General features: G+C 73.3%; 17 protein-coding genes and 1 pseudogene. 4 read left to right on the plus strand and 14 right to left on the minus strand.

What is annotated here, in order from left to right:
* Position 1 precedes the first annotated feature (1 nt).
* Entirely contained in the window at positions 2-2,791 is a 2,790-nt protein-coding gene (locus tag AB0F03_RS09150; RefSeq protein ID WP_361988042.1) for a penicillin acylase family protein, read from the minus strand.
* A gap of 211 nt (positions 2,792-3,002) precedes the next feature.
* Between AB0F03_RS09150 and AB0F03_RS09155 the strand changes: the two genes are divergently transcribed.
* Both AB0F03_RS09155 and AB0F03_RS09160 read left to right on the plus strand, forming a co-directional pair.
* Entirely contained in the window at positions 3,003-3,605 is a 603-nt protein-coding gene (locus AB0F03_RS09155; RefSeq protein WP_361988044.1) for a hypothetical protein, read from the plus strand.
* A gap of 140 nt (positions 3,606-3,745) precedes the next feature.
* Positions 3,746-4,450, plus strand: coding sequence for a 3-keto-5-aminohexanoate cleavage protein (locus AB0F03_RS09160; RefSeq protein ID WP_361988045.1), 705 nt, complete (start codon positions 3,746-3,748; stop codon positions 4,448-4,450).
* A gap of 11 nt (positions 4,451-4,461) precedes the next feature.
* Here the strand turns inward: AB0F03_RS09160 and soxR are convergent, their stop codons facing one another.
* Positions 4,462-4,920 carry a redox-sensitive transcriptional activator SoxR gene (gene soxR, locus AB0F03_RS09165; RefSeq protein WP_361988047.1) on the minus strand — a complete coding sequence of 153 codons (459 nt, stop codon included), beginning with the start codon at positions 4,918-4,920 and terminating at the stop codon, positions 4,462-4,464.
* 105 nt (positions 4,921-5,025) lie between these two features.
* Here soxR and AB0F03_RS09170 point away from each other — a divergent pair, with 105 nt between their 5' ends.
* The gene (locus AB0F03_RS09170; RefSeq protein WP_356821802.1) at positions 5,026-5,487 is read left to right on the plus strand and encodes a MaoC family dehydratase; all 462 of its coding nucleotides are present in this window, start codon (positions 5,026-5,028) and stop codon (positions 5,485-5,487) included.
* A 14-nt stretch (positions 5,488-5,501) separates the two neighbouring features.
* Here AB0F03_RS09170 and AB0F03_RS09175 read toward each other — a convergent pair whose 3' ends face one another.
* The 3 genes from AB0F03_RS09175 to AB0F03_RS09185 all read right to left on the minus strand — a co-directional run bounded on the left by AB0F03_RS09175 (position 5,502) and on the right by AB0F03_RS09185 (position 7,726).
* Positions 5,502-6,125, minus strand: a complete 624-nt coding sequence (locus AB0F03_RS09175) for a TetR/AcrR family transcriptional regulator (protein WP_361988049.1) — start codon at positions 6,123-6,125, stop codon at positions 5,502-5,504.
* A gap of 101 nt (positions 6,126-6,226) precedes the next feature.
* A complete protein-coding gene (locus AB0F03_RS09180; protein ID WP_361988051.1) occupies positions 6,227-6,514 on the minus strand; it encodes a YiaA/YiaB family inner membrane protein in 288 nt (95 codons plus the stop codon).
* A gap of 60 nt (positions 6,515-6,574) precedes the next feature.
* Complete coding sequence (locus AB0F03_RS09185) at positions 6,575-7,726, minus strand: acyl-CoA dehydrogenase family protein (protein WP_361988225.1); 1,152 nt, start codon at positions 7,724-7,726, stop codon at positions 6,575-6,577.
* A 90-nt stretch (positions 7,727-7,816) separates the two neighbouring features.
* Here AB0F03_RS09185 and AB0F03_RS09190 point away from each other — a divergent pair, with 90 nt between their 5' ends.
* Positions 7,817-8,458 (plus strand): TetR/AcrR family transcriptional regulator, encoded by a 642-nt coding sequence (locus AB0F03_RS09190; RefSeq protein ID WP_361988052.1) that lies wholly within the window; start codon positions 7,817-7,819, stop codon positions 8,456-8,458.
* 59 nt (positions 8,459-8,517) lie between these two features.
* Here the strand turns inward: AB0F03_RS09190 and AB0F03_RS09195 are convergent, their stop codons facing one another.
* From AB0F03_RS09195 to AB0F03_RS09235, 9 genes and pseudogenes are all read right to left on the minus strand, one after another.
* A complete protein-coding gene (locus AB0F03_RS09195) occupies positions 8,518-9,600 on the minus strand; it encodes a Zn-dependent alcohol dehydrogenase (RefSeq protein WP_361988054.1) in 1,083 nt (360 codons plus the stop codon).
* Positions 9,601-9,615: 15 nt separating this feature from the next.
* Positions 9,616-11,004 (minus strand): aldehyde dehydrogenase family protein, encoded by a 1,389-nt coding sequence (locus tag AB0F03_RS09200; protein ID WP_361988056.1) that lies wholly within the window; start codon positions 11,002-11,004, stop codon positions 9,616-9,618.
* A gap of 175 nt (positions 11,005-11,179) precedes the next feature.
* Positions 11,180-11,893, minus strand: a complete 714-nt coding sequence (locus AB0F03_RS09205; protein ID WP_361988058.1) for a class F sortase — start codon at positions 11,891-11,893, stop codon at positions 11,180-11,182.
* Positions 11,880-12,542, minus strand: a complete 663-nt coding sequence (locus AB0F03_RS09210; protein WP_361988060.1) for a hypothetical protein — start codon at positions 12,540-12,542, stop codon at positions 11,880-11,882. Before AB0F03_RS09210 ends, AB0F03_RS09205 begins: the two co-directional genes overlap by 14 nt.
* A gap of 101 nt (positions 12,543-12,643) precedes the next feature.
* A pseudogene (locus tag AB0F03_RS09215) lies at positions 12,644-13,894 on the minus strand (MFS transporter).
* A 24-nt stretch (positions 13,895-13,918) separates the two neighbouring features.
* Entirely contained in the window at positions 13,919-15,385 is a 1,467-nt protein-coding gene (locus AB0F03_RS09220) for a citrate:proton symporter (RefSeq protein ID WP_361988062.1), read from the minus strand.
* A gap of 125 nt (positions 15,386-15,510) precedes the next feature.
* Positions 15,511-17,742, minus strand: coding sequence for a molybdopterin oxidoreductase family protein (locus AB0F03_RS09225; RefSeq protein WP_361988064.1), 2,232 nt, complete (start codon positions 17,740-17,742; stop codon positions 15,511-15,513).
* A 200-nt stretch (positions 17,743-17,942) separates the two neighbouring features.
* Positions 17,943-18,608, minus strand: a complete 666-nt coding sequence (locus AB0F03_RS09230; RefSeq protein ID WP_361988066.1) for a TetR/AcrR family transcriptional regulator — start codon at positions 18,606-18,608, stop codon at positions 17,943-17,945.
* Between the two features lie 64 nt (positions 18,609-18,672).
* Positions 18,673-19,320: a hypothetical protein gene (locus AB0F03_RS09235; protein ID WP_361988068.1), complete on the minus strand. Its 648-nt coding sequence runs from the start codon at positions 19,318-19,320 to the stop codon at positions 18,673-18,675.
* Positions 19,321-19,364: the final 44 nt, after the last annotated feature.

Genomic DNA, 19,364 nt, shown 5'->3' on the forward strand with positions numbered 1-19,364 from the left:
CTCAGCGGTGCGAGGTGTACTCCACGACCTGCTGGAACGTCGGCCGGTTCTGCCAGCTGATCCTGCCGTGCTTGATGCCGCCCAGGGTGCGCTGGGCTATCGAGTCGGCGCACCACTGGTCACCGGCCGAGCACTGGTCGTCGCCCGGGTAGACCTGCGCTGCGGTCAGGCCGGCCGCCTGCTTCAGCGTGCCGAGCAGGGCGTCCCGGCAGGCGCCGAGGCTGCCGCCGCCGCAGTACGTGTGCGCGAGGCCGCCCCGCACGGGCTCACCGAGCACCGCGCGGATGTCCTTGTCGACATAGCTCCACCATCCGTACTGGAAGGAGCTTCCGGCGTGCGAGCCGGTCGGACCGTGTCCGGCGGACGGCGCCTCGTCGACCGGCAGGTTGCCGGTGATCGCGCTGTACAGGTCGCTGCCGAGCCCCGGCTCGAACTCCGCCTTCACCAGCAGCGGCCACCAGGCGTCCAGGAAGCGGATCGCGTCGGCGTCGGCGTACGTTCTGGAACCGGCCGAGGTCTCGGTGCGCTTGGCGCCCGCGGCCACCCAGGCCTTGAGCTTGCCCACCGCCGCGGCGGCCGTGGGGTCGCTCACCGGCGCGGAGTCGACCACCTTCAGCAGCTCGGGCAGCACGTCCTCGGCGCGCAGGTCGGCGAGGCCCGCGTCGGCCATGGCCTGCACCAGTTTCGTCCGGGTCACCCCGCCGGCCGCGACGAGCTTCTTGACGCGGTCGTCCAGCAGGTTGCCGCGGTGCACGGAGCCGTCGCCCCAGGACGCGGTCGTGTAGTCCTCGGCCTGCTTGTTGTTCCAGGAGATGTAGTAGTCCTGGTCGACGGAGTTGGGGTGCGCGGCGGCCGGGGTGTAGTCGGCCGTGTTGGTGGCCGGGTCCCAGTTCCGCCACTCGTACGCCGGCCGGCCCCAGACGGGGAACTCGGCGTCGACGCCGTCCGCCCGGACCGGGTTGTCACCGCTGTTGTAGTAGGCGGTGTGCCGGGAGTCGGCGTAGAACCAGTTGAAGGTGAAGTTGATGTGCTGCGCGGCGCTCTGGAAGTCCTGGGGCCCCTTGACGTAGTCGGGGTCGTTGAGCATCTGGAAGCCGATGATCGAGTCGGCCTCGTGCAGGTAGGAGGAGCGCAGGGAGGTGTAGGCGACCTTCTTGCCGCCGACGGTCGCCCGGTAGGTCACCGGACCGTACTTCGTGCGCCACACGCGCATGGTGTACGATCCCGCGGCCGTGCCGTCGGCCACCGTGGGCGACCAGGCGTTCTTCTGCTCGACCTGGTCCATGGCGGTGCAGGTGCCGTGGTACAGGTAGTGGTGGTCGTCCTGGCACAGTTCGACGGCGTAGGTGTCGATGATGTCCTGGCCGGACGTGGTGGCGCTCCAGGAGTAGTCCTGGCCGCGGCCGAGTTCCACGTACATGCCCAGCCCGGCGAAGGACGCGCCGCGGGCGCTGATGCCCGGGCCCTGTATCTCCTGGAGCATGAGCAGCTGTGGCGCGAAGTAGCCGGTCTGCGGGCCGAACACGGCGACCGGGTGGCCGCTCGCGGTGTGTGCGCCGCTCACCACGAGGGCGTTGGACATGCCCCGGCGGGCCGAGCCGAGCGCCGTCCCGGCGGCCGTGGCGGACATCTTCTCGGCACTCGCCGTGGCCGCGCTGCCCGTGCGGTCGTACACGAGCGGTTCCTCGGTGACCGAGCCGGCGTCGGGCAGCGCCCCGCCCTGCGCGTCGGCGGGCTTGGCGGCGTACGGGAAGCTGCGGCCGTCGTGGACGGTGAGGGCGGCCTCGGGGTCGTTGCGTTCGCGGAAGGACTCCCAGACCCGGGTGCCCTCCTCGACGCCGTATTTGGCCTGGGCGGCCAGCAGGGACCGGGCATTGGCGACCTCGCCGCCCCCGCCGGAGCCGAACAGCGAGCCGACGACGGAGGCGAGGGCCACCATGTCGGTGACCTTGAAGTGGTCTATCGTGCCGGCGTTGGTGATCGAGTCCTTGTGGCCGGTCAGGACGTACTCGCCGGGGAAGTAACGGCCGCTGTCGGAGGCGTCGATGTAGGCGTTGATCCCGGCGAGGTAGGCGTTGACGTCGTCGAGGGCCTGCCGGCCGCGCGCGCCGTTCTTCGCGACCGCGTTGTCGATCTGCGCCTGGAGGTCGGCCTCGGTGTAGGGCGCCTCGCGGTAGAACTGCTGTTCCAGGCCCTGGTTGGCGGGGGCGCCACCCGCGAAGGAGGTCAGCCGGCCGCGGCCCACGTGCCGGAAGACGTCCATCAGCCACAGCCGGTCCTCGGCCGCCGCGTAACCGGCGCCGAACTCGGTGCCGTACCGGGTGGTGCCGGTGATGTGCGGCACGCCGGCCTTCTTGTCGCGCACGATCGTCACGTCGCCTCGGCCGGCCGGCTTCTCGCTGGAGGCGACCTGGCCGGAGGGGACGCCGAACGAGGCGTCGTTGAAGAAGGTGTTGATGGTGGCGTCGGTCAGGCCCTTGTAGCCGGTGGCCAGGCCGGCGTAGGGGCCGAGCTGGTCCTCGGCGTGCGACGGCTGGGTGCCGAAGGCCTGGTTGAGCAGGATCTGGGCGAGGGTCGCGTTGCCGTTCTCGCCGGGCGGCACGATGTCCGAACACTGGCCGCCGCAGTAGTCGTTCGGGGCGCTCGCGTCGGCCGCCGCCGCCGCTGTCCGAGTGAAGGGAACGAGGAGACCGGCGACCAGGGCGCATACGGACGCGGTCTTCAGGAACCCGTGAAGGCGTCGGGACGTTCTCAGTCTGTCAGGGGCAGTACGTGGACTTCGCCGTGGCATGGCAGCTCCTAGCGACAGGGGGTGGCCGAACGTTACCGGCGGTATCCCCAGGTTCAAAGGTGAACATGCGTCACTTTCGGGAGTCCGCGAGGAGAACCGGAGAAGAGATGGAGCCGAATCGCCTGTCGATACGTCTATTCGGCGACGTCCGTGCGACGACGACGCCGAAGTGACCGAAGTGCAGGTGCAGGTGTGACGGAGGTGCAGGACGATGGCAGGTTTCCGGAGTCTGGCGAGACAAGTACGCGATCCGCGCTGTGATCTGGCGCTGCGGCGGTACTCACTGCGCAAGTGCCTCGAGAAGTTCGCCCCTTACGGGCATCGCGCGACCTGGGACCATCTGTGCTCCCGGGCGGGCTTCGGCCCGGAGGACCGCTCCCCCGATCCGGCGCGGCTCGTGGCCGCGCTGGAGGAGTTGGAGGAGGCCCGTGACGTCTGGCTCGCCTACGAGACCGACTTCACGGAGCGACGCAAGAAGGAGAAGCACGACGGGCTGCGCCGGCCGGGCAGTGTCGACGACTGGCACCGGCTGACCTGGGGCGGCTTCGGGGTCGCCTGGTGCGACGACCCACGGGTCCACCCCGGTGAACCGCTGGCGGTGGTGCTGCGCCGGCTGATCGCCGCGCTGGAGCGGGCACCGGGCTCGTCCTGCCCGGTGTGTGACGGCGAACGCCTGGTCTGGAGGTACGGCCTGGACCACGAGCCGTCGTCCGGCCCGGTCTGCGCGGACTGCGGCATCCTCGTGCCCCGTCCCGTGCTCAACTCGCGGGCCCTGGAGTACGCCAGGCGGGAGCGCCTGCTCATGTCGGCCTGAGCGGTGGGGTGTCACCGGGCGCGGTCCGAGCGGCGGGCGGGCACCCGGTGCGGGGTGCGCAGGGGATGCCGCACCCCTTCCGCGAGGCGGCCGGCCCGGGGACCGGGGCCGTCGCCGGCGGCGTCCGGCATCATCGGATCGTGATTCAGGTATGTCTCAACGGGCGCCGCTCGGCCGTCGACGGCGCGAGGGTCCCGATGTCCCCCGAGGGGCTGGCGTGTGCCGCCGCGGAGGCGGTGGCGGCCGGTGCCTCCTCGGTCCATGTCCATCCCAGGGCACCGTGCGGGCGGGACAGCCTCTCCCCGCGCGTCCTCACGCCGGCGCTGGAGGCGATACGGGCGCGGGTGCGGGTGCCGGTCGGGGTGACCACCGGCGCCTGGGCGGAACCGGATCCGGCCGCCCGCCGCGCCCGGGTGCGCGCCTGGCCGGTGCTGCCCGACTTCGCCTCGGTCAACTGGCACGAGGACGGCGCCGAGGAGGTCGCACGGGAACTGCTCGACCGGGGGGTCGGTGTGGAGGCGGGCATCTGGTCCGGTACCGGGGGCGCACGCCGGTTCGCGGTCTCGCGGCTCGGGCCGCGGGTGCTGCGGGTGCTGGCCGAGGTGACCGACGCGGACCCGGCGACCGCCGAGGCGTCGGCGCGGGCGCTGCTGGCCGAGTTGGGCAGGGCGCACGGCCGCCCGGTGCTGCTGCACGGCGAGGAGGGCGGCACCTGGCCGGTGCTCCGGCTGGCCCGGCGGCTGCGTCTCGCCACCCGCGTCGGCCTGGAGGACACCCTGTTCCTGCCGGACGGCCGACCGGCGGAATCCAACGCCCAGTTGGTCGCGGCGGCGCTGTCCCGGTAGGGGTGTGCCGGTCAGCGGTCCTCGGCGAGGAGCCGGGAGCCCGTCAGGCGGTCGCCGAAGACGTCGTCCGGGTTGGACAGGACGCAGTTCTCCAGGGACAGGCATCCGCACCCGATGCAGTCGGCGAGATGGTCCCGCAGGCGGTTCAGCCGCTGGATCCGCTCTTCCAGTTCCGAGCGCCATTTCTCCGACAGCCGCGCCCAGTCCTCCCTGGTCGGCGTCCTTTCCTCCGGCAGTCCGGAGAGCGCCTCGCGGATCGTGGCCAGGGGGATGCCGACCCGCTGGGCCGCGCGGACGAACGCGACGCGGCGCAGGGTGTCGCGGCTGTACCGGCGCTGGTTGCCCGGGGTGCGCCGGCTGGAGATCAGGCCCTTGGCCTCGTAGAAGTGCAGGGCGGAGACCGCGGCGCCGCTGCGGGCGGACAACTGGCCGACGGTCAGCTCGTGGATCTTCTCCGGAATCTGGGGCACTCCCCAGAGATTACCCACCCGGCCGGCCGGGCCGTCCGTTGACATCGTCCTCCCACCCGACCATGCTAAGCAGTTGCTTAGAGACGCGAGCGAGAGGCCGGGAACATGGCAGAACCGAGGATCTTCACCTCCCCCGACGAGCTGCGGGCGGCCGTGGGCGAGCAGCTGGGACACACCGACTGGGTGGAGGTCGACCAGAAGCGGATCGACCTGTTCGCCGAGGCGACCGGGGACCACCAGTGGATCCACGTGGACCCGGAGAAGGCCGCCGCCGGGCCGTTCGGGACCACGATCGCCCACGGCTACCTCACCCTGTCGCTGCTGCCGCTGTTCGGGCCGCAGCTCATCAGGGTCGACGGCGTGAAGATGGGCGTCAACTACGGGACGAACAAGGTCCGCTTCCCCGCCCCGGTGCCGGTCGGCTCCCGGCTGCGCGCCACCGGGACGATCACCGGCGTGGAGGACGTCACCGGCGGGGTGCAGGTGACGGTCGCGTTCACCGTGGAGCGCGAGGGCGGCGACAAGCCGGTGTGCGTCGCGGAGTCGGTGTCCCGGTACTACCTCTGACCCGGGGGGGCGGACTACCTCGCCCCCACCATCCGCAGCACGAGGTCGGCGTAGAGCGCGCCGACCTCCTCGGGGGTGCGCGGGCCGTTCACGGTGAACCACCGGGCCACGTCGATGCACAGTGACAGCACGGCGAGCGTGGTGCCCTTCACGTCCGGCACGTCGAACTCGCCCGACGCCACGCCGTCCTCGATGATCCCGCGCACCTCGGCGTCCACCTGGCGGCGCAGGGCGACGATCTCGGCGCGGGCGTCGGGGCCGAGGGCGTCGAGTTCGTACTGCACGACCCGCGCGGTGGTCCGCCGGCCGGCGTGCCAGCGGACGAAGGAGCTGACCGCGTCGGCCAGCCGCTCGGACGCGCGGCCCTCGCGGCGGGCCGCCGTGCGCAGGATGTCGAGGGCCTTGTCGTGGCCTATCCGGCTGATCCGGTGGAGCAGCTCTTCCTTGGTCTTGTAGTGGATGTAGAGCGCGGCCGGGCTCATGCCGGCGCGGCTCGCGATGTCACGGGTCGTCGTCGCGTGGTAGCCCCGCTCGGCGAAGGCCTCCACGGCGGCGACGAGCAGCCGCCGGGCCGCGTCCGGGGTGACCTCTTCCCACGGCTCCACTTCGCCGCCGGTCGTCTCCTCCGCCGTACTCATCGCTGGTTCGCCCCTCTCGTGACAGGAGCACCACCATACCGCCGACGGTGAGCGGGCGCTTAGCGTAGCCGCCCGGCCAGGTCACCGGGGCCTGCGGAACCTCAGGGCTTGTCGAAGGGGTCGTGTTCGGCGAGCAGCTTCTCCAGGCGCGCCTGGTCGACGCGGCTGACGAGGTACCCGGCCTCCTGGCGGTCCCCGACGACCTTGGCGAGGGTGAAGGCGGAGGTGACGAGGTAGAGGACGGCGATCGCGAGGAAGCCGCGGACCCAGGCGCCGGCGTCCAGCCGGTAGACGCCGATGGCGGTGGCCGCCAGGGCGACGGCGAAGGAGGCGACGGCCTGGCCGTGGAAGGCGGCCGTGCTCTGCTGTTTGACCGGTGTGTCACTCATGGGACACAGCATCGGCGGACGCGGCCGGCGCGACATCCGCCGGGATACTCAGGGGCGTACTCAGAACGCCGAGACACCGGTCAGGGCACGCCCGATGAGGAGCTTCTGGATCTGGCTGGTGCCCTCGTAGAGGGTCATCACCCGGGCGTCGCGCAGGAGTTTGCCGACCGGGTACTCGTCTATGTAGCCGTAGCCGCCGAACACCTGGAGGGCGTTGTTGGCGGCGCGCACGGCGGCCTCGGACGCGAACAGCTTGGCCTTGGAGGACTCGACGGCGAACGGTTCGCCGCGGTCGACGAGGTCGGCGACCCGCCAGGTCAGCAGCCGGGCCGCGTCCACGTCGACGGCGATGTCGCTGATCAGCTCCTGCACCAGCTGGTGGCGGGCGATCGGCTTGCCGAACTGCTCGCGCTCGCCGGCGTACCGCACGGCCGCGTCCAGGGCGGCCTGGGCGATGCCGACGCAGCCCGCGGCCACCGACATCCGGCCCTTGGCGAGCGCGGACATGGCCACGGTAAAGCCCCTGCCCTCCTCGCCCAGCAGGGCGGACGCCGGGACGCGCACGTCCTGGAGGACGAGTTCGGCGGTGGCCTGACCGCGCAGGCCGAGCTTGCCGTGGACGGTACGGCGGGTCAGGCCGGGCGTGTCGGCGGGCACGAGGAAGGCGGAGACGCCCTTGTGGCCGGGGGCGTCGGTGGAGCGGGCGAAGAGCAGGACGACGTCGGCCCAGGTGCCGTTGGTGATGAACATCTTGGTGCCGTTGATGACGTAGTCACCGCCGTCGCGGACGGCCCGGGTGGTGAGGCTGCCCGCGTCGGATCCGGTGCCCGGCTCGGTCAGGCCGAAGCAGCCGACGTACGCGCCGGAGGTGAGCCCGGGCAGCCAGCGCCGCTTGTGCTCCTCGCTCCCCCAGGCGGCGATCGTCTTGGCGACGAGCCCGAGGGAGACGGACACGATCCCGCGGACCGAGGAGTCACCGCGCCCCAGCTCCTCCGTGACCAGGCAGTACGCCAGATGGTCGCCGCCCGAGCCGCCGTACTCCTCGTCGATGGTCAGGCCGAGGAAGCCGATCTCGCCGAGCTTCTTCACGATGCCCCGGTCGACCTCCTCGGCCCGGTCCCAGGCGACGACGTGCGGGGCGATGTCGCGCTCCACGAAGTCCCGGGCGAGCTGCCGTACGGCCGTCTGCTCCTCGCTGAGTCCCAGGTTCACCACGAGATCACCCCACACCAGACGTATCTTGAAAGCCGTACATTTAAATTAGCACTGCTAGTTTCTGATCGCAGCCCTACTATGTGCGCCATGGCCCGACCGCGCAAGCCCCTCCTCAGCCCCGACCGGATCGTCGAGACGGCCCGGGACCTCGTGGACCGGGAGGGCCTGGCCGCCGTCTCCACCCGCCGGCTCGCCGCCGAGCTGGGGGTGAGCGGGCCTTCGCTCTACAACCACTTCCGCACCAAGGACGAGATCCTGGAGGCGGTCGCGGACTCGGTGAGCGGGCTGGTGGACCTGTCGATGTTCGAGGACGGCCGGGAGTGGCGGACCGCGCTGCACGACTGGGCCGTCTCCTACCGGGCCGCCCTGCGCGACCACCCGAACATCGTCCCGGTCCTCGCCCGGGGCCCCGGCCGCCGCCCCGCCGCGCTGCGCCTGGCCGACGCGGTCTACGGCGCCATGGTCGACGCGGGCTGGCCGCCTGCCCAGGCGACCTCCATCGGCGCGCTGATGCGGTACTTCATCATGGGCTCGGCGCTCGGCTCGTTCGCCGGCGGCTTCGTGGACGACGCCAGCGCCTACGACCCCGCCGACTACCCCCACCTCGGCCAGGCCCACCTCCTGGCCGAGCAGCAGGAGAAGATCGACGAGCGGGCCTTCGAGACGGGGCTGAGCGCGCTGCTGGACGGGCTCGCGCAGCAGTACCGGCAGGTACGGGAGGGGGCGTAGGGGCAGGCCCGCTCCGGGCGTTCACGCCCCCAAGGGCGCCCGGAGTCCCGCGGGGTCCCTCAGAACACCACCAGCGCCCGGCCCCCCTTGCCCGCCAGCATGTTGTCGAAGGCCGCCGGGATGCCCTCCAGGGTGATCCGCTCGGTCACCAGCCGGGAGAGGTCCAGGCGGCCCTCCCGTACGTGCGCGGCGATGACCGGGAGGTCGCGGGCCGGATCGCTGTCGCCGTAGACGCAGCCGGACAGGGTGCGGCCCCAGTGGAAGAGTTCCAGGGCGTTGAAGGTGACCTGCTCGTCCTTGCCGCCGATGCCGACGACCGTCGTACGGCCGCCCCGGCGGGTGGACTCCCAGGCGGCCCGGATGGAGACCGCGCGGCCCGCGCACTCCACGGAGACGTCGACGCCCTGCTTGCCGGTGAGCGCACGGATCTCGCGCGCGGTGGTGTCGGAGGCGAGGACGTAGTCCGTGGCGCCGGCCGCGCGGGCCAGCTCCTCCTTGCCGGGCGAGACGTCCACCGCGATGACGCGGGAGGCGCCCGCGATGCGGGCCGACTGGAGGGTGGCGAGGCCGACCCCGCCGACACCGAACACGGCGACCGTCTCGCCGGGCCGGACCTTCGCCGAGTGGTGGACGGCGCCGTACCCGGTGAGCACGGCGCAGCCGAGGAGGGCGGCGTCCACCAACGGCACTCCCTGAGGCAGCGGCAGCACGCAGGACGCGGCGACCACCGTCTCCTCGGCGAACGCGGCGACGTTGAGGCCGGGATGGAGGTCGGTGCCGTCGGTGGTGCGGGCGTGGACGCCCGCGGCGCCGTTCAGGGCGTTGGCGCACAGCCAGACCTCGCCGAGCGTGCAGGCGTGGCAGGTGCCGCAGGACGGCGCCCAGTTGAGGACCACGGACGCGCCGGGCGCGACGTGGGTGACACCCTCGCCGACGGCGACGACCGTGCCGGCCCCCTCGTGGCCGAGGACGGCCGGGACCGGCACCCGCATGGTGCCGTTCGCCAGGGACAGGTCGGAGTGGCAGACGCCGGCGGCGGCGAGGCGGACCCGGACCTGTCCGGGTCCCGGGTCGGGCAGTTCGATGCCGGTGATCTCCAGGGGGGCGCCGATGGCGGGCAGGACGGCGGCTCGTACGGCCATGGGTCTCGGACTCCCTTAGAACTGGAGGGACTTGGTCTGGAGGTACTCCGCGAGTCCGTGCGCGCCGAGTTCCCGGCCGACTCCGGACTGCTTGTAACCCCCGAAGGGCGCGAGGGGGTTGAACCGGCCGCCGTTGATGTCGACCTGGCCGGTGTCCATGCGGCGGGCGAAGGCCACCGCCTCCGCCTCGTCGGCGGCCCAGACGGCGCCCGCGAGGCCGTACACCGTGCCGTTGGCGATGCGCAGGGCGTCGTCCTCGTCGTCGTAGCTCAGGATCGACAGGACCGGCCCGAAGATCTCCTCCTGGGCGACGGTCATCTCCGGGGTGACGTCCGCGAAGACGGTCGGGCTGACGAAGTAGCCCTGTTCGCGCGGCGCTTCGGGACCGCCGGCGACCAGGCGGGCGCCCTCGGCGATGCCCTTCTCGATGTAGCCGCGCACCCGTGCCCGCTGGCCGGCGTTGACCACCGGGCCGATGCGGTCGCCGTACTTGGCGGCGGCGGCCGCGGCCAGCTCGACGGCCTCGGCGTACCGGTCGCGGTGGACCAGCATGCGGGTCCAGGCGCTGCACGTCTGGCCGGAGTTCGCCATCACGTTGGCCACGCCGACGTTGACGGCCTTGGCGAGGTCGGCGCTCGGCAGGATGACGTTGGCGGACTTGCCGCCCAGTTCGAGAGCGACCCTCTTCACGGCCGCGCCGGCCACCGCGCCGATCCGCCGGCCGACCGCGGTGGAACCGGTGAAGGAGACCAGGTCGACGCCCGGGTGTTCGGCGAGGGCCTGTCCGGCGACCGGTCCGAGGCCGGTGACCAGGTTGAACACGCCCGCGGGTACGCCCGCCTCGTGCACCGCCTCGGCGAACAGCTGGGCGGTGAGCGGGGTGTCCTCGGCGGGCTTGAGGACGACCGTGCAGCCCGCGGCGAGCGCGGGGGCGACCTTGGCGACGATCTGGTGGAGGGGGTAGTTCCAGGGGGTGATCGCGCCGACCACGCCGACCGGTTCGTGCAGGACGGTGGAGTTGCCGACCCGCTCCTCGAAGGGGTGGGCGGCGGCCAGCTCGGCGTAGGAGCCGGCGACCGCGATTGGCACGCCGGCATGCACGGCCTGGGAGAACTGGAGGGGTGAGCCCAGTTCGGCGGTGACCGTCGCGGCGATCTCGTCCTTGCGGGCCACGAGGGCGTCCCGGAGGGCGGCCAGGCGTGCGGCCCGCCCGGCCGGGGGCGTGGCCGCCCAGGCGGGCAGGGCGGCGCGGGCGGCCCGGACGGCGGTGTCGACGTCCAGGGCCCCGCCCGCCGGGACCCTGCCGATGACCTGCTCGTCGGCGGGGTTCACGACCTCGATCACGTCCCCGCTGTCGGCGGGGCGCCAGGCGCCGTCGATGTACAGGGCGTCGTGTGCCTTCATGCTGCTTCCTCCTGGCGGGTCTGCGTCGTCCGGCTCACAAACTAGCGGTGATAGTTTTCGGGCGCCAGACGTTCCCGGTCCGCAGACGTTCCGGGACATCATCGCGAAGGACGTCACGCTCACGGCGGCGGACCGGCCGGTACGGTCGCAGGACCCGTACCGGCCGGTCCGCCGGTCACTTCGTCGCGGTCAGGTGGGCGAAGACCACCACGTTGCTGGTGTAGCCGGTCCGCCGGGAGAAGAGGCCGCCGCAGGTGAGGATCCGCAGCTCCGGACGCCCGGAGGGCCCGTAGACCTCCTTGTCGGGGAAGCCCGCCTTGTCGAAGACCTGCACGCGGTCCACGGTGTAGACGGCGGTACGGCCGTCCGCCCGCCGCACCTCCACGGGCTTGCCGGGCCGGACCAGGGCGAGCCCGGCGAAGACGGCGGGTCCGGTCCGGGTGTCGCGGTGGCCGACGGCGACCGCGGTGCCGGACTCGCCCGGCGTGGGGCCGCCCTGGTACCAGCCGACCAGCTCGGGCCGGTCGATGGGCGGCGTCTGAAGCTGCCGGTTCGCGTCCAGGCGCAGCGGGGTGACGGGGGCGTCGATCCCGAGGGAGGGCACCCGGAAGGACGTCGGCCGGGACCGGGGCAGCGGGCGCGGCGGGGGCCCCGCGGCGGCGGGCTCGGGGTCGTCCGGGCCGGGGCCCCGTCCGTCGGCCCGGGCGGAGCCCGCGCCGGGGGCGGCCACGGCGTCCTGCCCGGCCGGCCGGCCGGGCAGGACCGTTCCGCCGTCCCGTCCGCACCGGTTGCCGACCGTCACCAGCACGGTCACGAGCAGCGCCGTCCTGACCAGACGGTAGGCGCGGGTCCGGTACCAGGGCCTGCGTCGGCGCCTACGCGGCACCATGGGGCCGCCGGCGGACCACCCGGACGTACACGACACCACTGACGGCGATCAGGCCCACGACTCCCGCGGCGGCCACCGGCGAGTACGCGGCGGCCGTGTCGATGAGACCGCCGCCGCCCGCGTGCACCCCGCCCTTGGGTCCGCCCTGGTCGCTCTTGCCCCAGGCACCGTCGTTGTGCTGGTCGTCGGCGATCTGGCCGTTCGGGCCCCCGTGCCCCTCCTCCTGGTGCTCGTCCTTGCACCGGACCCGGAAGACCTTCTCCTTGGGGGCGCCCGCCACCACCCAGGTGAGCCGGTACTGACCGTCCGCCAGGCCGAGCGGGTCGGTGTGACCGGCGCCCCCGGCGAGCGGGATGGTGCCCGCGACGGTGGCCGAGGTCGGCAGCGGGGGCTGCGGTGTGATGGTGTAGGCGATGGTGGGCAGCACGTCGAAGTTGACGGCGTCCAGGTAGAACTTGCACACCACCGGATCGTCCTTCGAGACCCCGAAGGGCACGCCCACGCGGTGGATCCTGATGTCGCCGTTCTCCCCCTGGGCCACCGCCGCCGGCGCCGCCACCCACGACGCGCCGGACGCCGCGAGAGCGGAGAGAATGACGGTGGCGCCCGCGCGCGAGCCGAGGCTTCGTGGGAGTTTCAGGGTGGGCATGGATGTTCCTCCGAGTCAGACGATTTTCATACAAATCGCTCTTTCGCCTGGACTTTGCGCCATCCACCCCGCGCGAGCCGGGAGCGACGCCCGGCGCGCCGTCAGAAATCGCCCGTGCGGCGCAGTCCCGGGCGCTCCGGACGGGCCTCGTCCGCCCGGACGGGCGAACGAGGCCCGTCCGCAGAGCGCAGCGCCACGCCCGACGACAGCAGCGGCGGACCCCCCAGCATCACGAACGGCGCCGCCGTCCCCGCCGGACCGGCGACCAGGCCCGCGGCGGCCGGCGCGGCGATCTGGCCGAGCCGGTTGCCGGTCAGCCGCAGAGCGAGCGCGGTGGACCGGGCGCGCGCGGGCGCGGCCCGCACCACCGTCGTCATCGACAGCGGCCGGCCCACCCCCAGGCAGAAGCCGAGCGCCGTGAGCATCGCGCCGAGCACCCCCACCGGAACCGGCAGCGCGACCCCGCGCACAGCAGGGCCGCCGGCAGACAGGTCACGGCGAGCAGCGTCGGCCGGCCGAGCAGCGGGAGCAGCGGGAGCAGCGGGAGCAGCGGGGTGAGGACGAGCCGGCACGCGAGGGTGGCACCGGCGCGCGGGCCGAGCAGGACGCCGATCACCGAGGGAGCGATGCCCCGGTGCTCGCCGACCACCGGCAGACAGGCGGTCAGGATGTCGGTCGCGGACAGCACCGACAGGCTGATCAGCATGCCGGCGGGCACGCCCGGGCACGCAGGATGCCGGCGACCGGCACGCGTGCGCCCCGCCCCGGGCGGGAGGTGACGGCCGTACGGTCCTCCACGCGCCACAGCGACGTGAACGCGACGGCCCCGCCCGCGCCCGCCGTGACGAGGGCGAGCGCGCTGCCGCGCGCCAGGTCGGGACCGCCGACGAGGGCGCCCGCGGCCACGGGTCCGACGGGCCGGCCGAGGGAGGCGCCGATGGTGAAGTGGCCGAGGTCGCGGTCCTGTTCGTGCGGCGCGGACCGGCGGGCCACCAGCGACTGGGCGCCGATGACGAAGCAGAGGTGGCCGAGGCCCATCACCCCGCTCCACAGGGCCATCGCCGCGCAGCGAGCCGGCGAGTCCGCTGAGTACACAGCCGCCCGCGAGCAGAGTCACGCCCGCCGGGAGCGGGGGCGCGCAGCGGCCGTGGCCGGTACGGCGGCCGAGCGGTACGGCCGCGAACAGCGGCAGCAGGGCGTGGACGCCCGCGATCACACCGACCGCCCGTTCGTAGGCGCCCAGCGCGCGGGCCCGGCAGGGGACGGCGGGCCGGGCCATCGACACCCCCCTGCGCACAGCAGAGGGCGATGACGAGGCGCAGCAGCCGGCCGCGGTTCCCACCGGACCCCATGGACACGAACTCCGTCGCGGGCGGTCAGATGATGCCGAGCACGACGGCCGCGCCGAGCACCACCAGGGAGGTGAGCGCGGCCCACTTGACCACGAACCGGGTGTGGTCGCCGAACTCGACCTTGGCCATGCCGACCAGGACGTACACGGCGGGGACGAGCGGGCTGGACATGTGCAGGGGCTGGCCGATGATCGAGGCGCGGGCGATCTCGAGGGAGGAGACGCCGTGCGCGTGGCCGGCCTCGGCGAGCACCGGCAGGACACCGAAGTAGAAGCCGTCGTTGGACATGAAGTACGTCAGCGGGATGCTCAGCACGCCGGTGACGGCGGCCATGTGCGGGCCCATGCCGGCGGGGATGTTGTCGACCAGCCACCCGGCCATGTGGTCGACCATGCCGGTGCCCTGGAGGACGCCGGTGAAGACGGCGGCGGCGAACACCATGCCGGAGACGTTGAGGACGTTCTCGGCGTGGGCGGCGATGCGGGCCTTCTGGTCGGGCATGTGCGGGAAGTTGACGGTCAGGGCGAGGGCCGCGCCGAGCAGGAACAGCACCGGGATCGGCAGCCACTCCATGATCATGGCGGTGAGCAGGACGACCGTGAGCAGCGCGTTGAACCAGTACAGCCGGGGGCGCAGGGTGGCGCGGTCCGGGTCCAGGCCCTGCAAACCGTCGTCCTCGGCCACCGCCACCGCCGCCGCCACCGGAGCCGCGGGCTCGCCGGGCGAGACGTCCGTACCGGCAACCGGGCCGCCGGTGCTCTCCGCGCCGTTGCCGGAGGCCGGCCCCCCGGCGCCCGTCGTGCCGTTGCCGGTGCCCGCGCCGGCGCCGGCCAGTACGGTCTCGGTCTCCTCCACCAGGACCTCGTCCAGCGTGAGCACGCCGAGCCGCCTGCGCTCGCGGCGGCCGAGGACGAAGGCGAGGGCGAGGACGAACGCCAGCCCCACGGCCAGCGCCGGGATCATCGGCACGAAGATGTCGCTCGCGTCGACCTTCAGCGCGGTGGCGGCCCGGGCGGTGGGTCCGCCCCAGGGCAGCGTGTTCATCACGCCGTTGGCCATGGCGGCGACACCGGTCATCACGACCAGGGACATCTTCAGGCGCTTGTACAGCGGGTACATCGCCGACACGGTGATCATGAACGTGGTGGAGCCGTCGCCGTCCAGGGAGACGATCGCGGCGAGGACCGCGGTACCGACGACGATGCGCAGCGGGTCGGCCTTGCAGAACCTCAGGATGCCCCGCACGACCGGGTCGAAGAGGCCGACGTCGATCATCACACCGAAGTAGACGATCGCGAACATGAGCATCGCCGCGGTGGGGGCGAGGCTGGTGACGCCGTCGATGACGTAGTCGCCGAGTTTGGCGCCCTTGCCCACGCACACACAGAACAGCGCGGGTACGAGCACGAGCGCCGCGATCGGCGACATCTTCTTCAGCATGATCAGGACCAGGAAGGTCGCGATCATGGCGAAGCCGAGGATGGTCAGCATGAAATGGATACCTAACGTTCGCCCTTGAACATCCCACCTGGGGGCCGGCGGTGCGTTGACGTTAGGTCCGTTCGAACGGCGTTAACAAGTGGTCGACGTGCGAGCAATAAGCGCAGAAGTCCAGGTCACGGCAGTGTGACGACCTCGACGGGGATGCCGTTGAGGACCGCGTTGCCCGACAGCGGGTCGAGCAGGCTGCCGTCGAGCAGCTGGTTGACGTTGACGCCCGGGACGGTGGAGGCGTGGCCCAGCCGGGTGCCGGGACGGTCGTGGCCCCAGCCGTGCGGCAGGCTCACCACGCCGGGCCGGACGCCGTCGGTGACCTCGGCGGGGGCGACCACCTCTCCCCCGGCGCCCCTGACCCGTACGCCGACGCCGTCGCGGACGCCGAGCCGGGCCGCGTCCTCGGGGTGGATGTGCAGGGTGCAGCGGTTGCTGCCGCCGGTCAGGGCGGGCACGTTGTGCATCCAGCTGTTGTTGGAGCGCAGATGGCGGCGGCCGACGAGGACGAGTCCCGCGGGGCGCTCGCGCAGGGCCCCGCGCAGCCGGGGCAGGTCGCCGGCGATCGGCTCGGGCAGCAGCTCGATCCTGCCGCTGCGGGTCCGCAGCGGCTGCGGCAGGCGGGGGCGCAGCGGGCCGAGGTCGATGCCGTGCGGGTGGGCGAGCAGCCGGGCCAGGCTCAGCCCGTCGGGCCGGGCGCCGAAGCCGTCGCCGTACGGGCCGAGGCGGAGCATCATGTCGAGCCGCCGCTCGGGGCCGTTGTCGCCGGTGAGCAGGTCGGCGAGGGCACGCGGGTCGCGGCCGTGCACCGGCGCGTGCTCGTCCTGGACCGCCTTGGCGAGCGTCCGGTCGATGACCATCGTGTCGACGGCGGCCGGGTCCGTGCCGTGCATGCCGGAGACCGCCAGGACCAGCCGGGCCAGGATCTCGCTCTCGGCCATGCGGCCGGCTTCCAGCGGGACGGCGGGGCGGGTGTAGCGGACCTGGTTGCGGACGGCGAGGGTGTTGAAGGCGAAGTCGTGGTGCGGGCTCTGGGCGGGCGGGGGCGGGGGCAGGACGACGTGGGCGTGGCGCGAGGTCTCGTTGAGGTACGGGTCGACGCTGACCATGAAGTCCAGGGAGGCCAGGGCCTTGTCGAGCCGGTCGCCGTCGGGCGCGGAGAGCACCGGGTTGGCGGCGACGGCGATCAGCGCGCGGACCGGTTCCCCGGTGCCGGTCGCCGTGTCGATCTCCTCGGCGAGCGCCGACAGGGGCAGTTCGCCCTTGGCCTCCGGGTGCCGCCCGACCCGGGAGTGCCAGCGGCCGAGGGCGAACCCGTGGCCGGGGCCCGCCGGGCGGGGCGTCCGGTCGGTGGCGGCCTGCGGGAAGAGGGCGCCGCCCGGGCGGTCCAGGTTGCCGGTGAGGACGTTGAGGACGTCGACCAGCCAGCTCGCCAGGGTGCCGTGCGGGACGGTGCAGCTGCCGATGCGGGCGTAGACGGCGGCGGCCGGGGCGGCGGCCAGTTCGCGGGCCAGGGTGCGGATGACCTCGGCGTCCAGGTCACAGGCGGGGGCCACGGCCTCGGGGGTGAAGTCGGCCAGCGCGGCCCGGAGTTCGGCCAGACCCTCGACGTGCGGGGCCAGCTCCCCGAGGTCGGCCAGGTCCTCCGCGAAGAGGGTGTGGGCCATCGCGGCGAGCAGCAGCGCGTCGGTGCCGGGGCGTATCGCCAGGTGCCGGTCGGCGAGCTTGGCGGTGCGGGTGCGGCGCGGGTCCACGACGGTGAGCCGGCCGCCGCGGGCCTTGAGCGCCTTGAGCCGGCCGGGGAAGTCGGGGGCAGTGCACAGACTGCCGTTGGACTCCAGGGGGTTGGCGCCGATCAGGAGCAGGTGGCCGGTGTGGTCGAGGTCGGGCACCGGGATGGCGTTGGGGTCGCCGAACAGCAGCCCGCTGGAGACGTGCTTGGGCATCTGGTCGACCGTCGAGGCGGTGAACAGGCTGCGGGTGCGCAGGGCGCCGAGCAGCACCGGCGGGTAGAGGGCACCGGCCACGGTGTGCACGTTGGGGTTGCCGAGGACCACGCCGACGGCGTCCGGGCCGTGGCGCTCCACGATCGGGCGCAGGCCGGCGGCGACCGCGTCGAAGGCCTCCTCCCAGGTGGCCTCGCGCAGGGCGCCGTCCCTCCGGACGAGCGGGGTGCGCAGCCGGTCGGGGTCGGCGTCGACGGCGCCGAAGGAGGCGCCCTTGGGGCAGATGAACCCCTTGCTGAAGACGTCCTCACCATCGCCGCGGGCGCCGGTGACACGGGTGCCCTCGACGGTGAGGGTCAGCCCGCAGGTGGCCTCGCACAGGGGGCAGATTCGCAGGGCGGTGCGGGACACGGGTCCTCCGGAGGGTCGGCGGGGGCCCACCCGGGCCCGGACGGGGGCGGGCGGGCTCGGACGGGGACGGACGAGCGCGAGCAGGCAGGGACGGGCCCGGACGGGCTCGCACGGGCACAGGCGGGCGCGGGCGGACCGGACGGGCTCGGTCGGAGCATACCGACCGGTATGCCCGCTGGGGAGTCCCGGTGGCCGGCCGTTCAGTCGAGCGCGCGTGCCAGATAGGCCCGCAGCAGCTGCCGGGTCTCGGCGATGATCGCCTCGTCACCCTGCGGATCGATCCGGAAGGCCAGCTGGACGAGGGTGTCGGCGCTCTCCACGGCGACCAGGAAGACCCGGCGCAGTTCTTCGTCGGGTGTGCGGGAGAGATAGCCGGAGAGCAGGTCGGTCAGCCGGTCGGCGACCCGGGTGTTGGGCTCGTTGTGGTGGCTGCCGACCGGTATCTGGTTGCCGAAGTCGACCAGGGAGAAGCCGGGCGCGGTGCGTTTCATCGCCAGGTACTCGTCCAGGACGGCATCCATGGCGGCTCGCCAGTCCCCCCCACCGGTGCCCCCGCCCGCGGTCTCCCGCGAGCGGGCGTGCGCGCCGCCGCCCCCGTCCTTCAGCCGCTCGGTGACGCGCTCGACGTACCGCTCCAGGTTCCGCTGGGCGAGGGCGTCGGCCATCTGCCGTTTGTTGCCGAAGAAGCGGTAGACCGAGCCGATGGGGACCCCGGCGCGCTGGGCGACGGCGCGGGTGCTCAGGGCGTCGTAGCCGGCCTCGTCGAGGAGTTCGGCGCAGGCGTCCAGGATCCTGGTCAGGCGTTCGGCGCTGCGCCGCTGGACGGGCGCGCGGCGGAGCGATGTCGCGTGGGGCACGGGCTTCATGATGCCTTTCCGCCGTGGTCCGGTGAAGCTCGTCCCACAGTACGGAGAAGGATGGCTCATGCACTCATCTGCCGGTGCCGGGGGTGGCACCGGCGGCCGGGGGTGACACCGCGTCCGCCTCCGCCGGGTCCGCCTTCACCTTCGCCGCCTTCGCCTTCGCCGGGTCCGCCTTCGCCGGGTCCCGCCCGGCGCCCGGCACCGCCGCCGCCTCCGCGCCCGACACCGTGACGTCGGCGGTGCTCTCGACCGGCTTGCCCCGTACGGCCCACACGGTGCCGTCGTCCGCGTACAGCCGCGCGGTGACGTGGTGGGTGCCGTGCGGGACGAGGGCGGCGGCCAGGTGGAACGCGGGGGTGCGCGGCCGGGCGACGCGGTGGCCGTCGACGAACAGGGAGACGAACCCGCGCCCGGTGACCGCGACCGGCCGGACGCCGGGCGCGGAAGAGCGGAAGCGGCGGAAGGCCAGCCGCACGTCCCAGCCGCCGCCGGCGGCCGGGGTGACCTCGATGCCGACCCCCGGGGCGTCCTTCCTGGCCATCTCGCGCAGATTCCGGCCGGTCCCGTCGGTGACGTCCAGCACCGTTCCCGCAGGTGAGGACGGGACCGTGCCCCCGTGCGCCTCACCCGTCGCGCAGGCCGCCGCTCCGAGCGGCAGCAGGACGTACACGGCGAGCGCGGCGAGAGGTCCACGCGTCCACTTGATCCACGACATGGCCGGGAGCGTAGAACACCGCCCGGGGACCCCGGATCCCCCTC

Source organism: Streptomyces sp. NPDC028722, from assembly GCF_040637655.1.
Classification (GTDB): domain Bacteria; phylum Actinomycetota; class Actinomycetes; order Streptomycetales; family Streptomycetaceae; genus Streptomyces.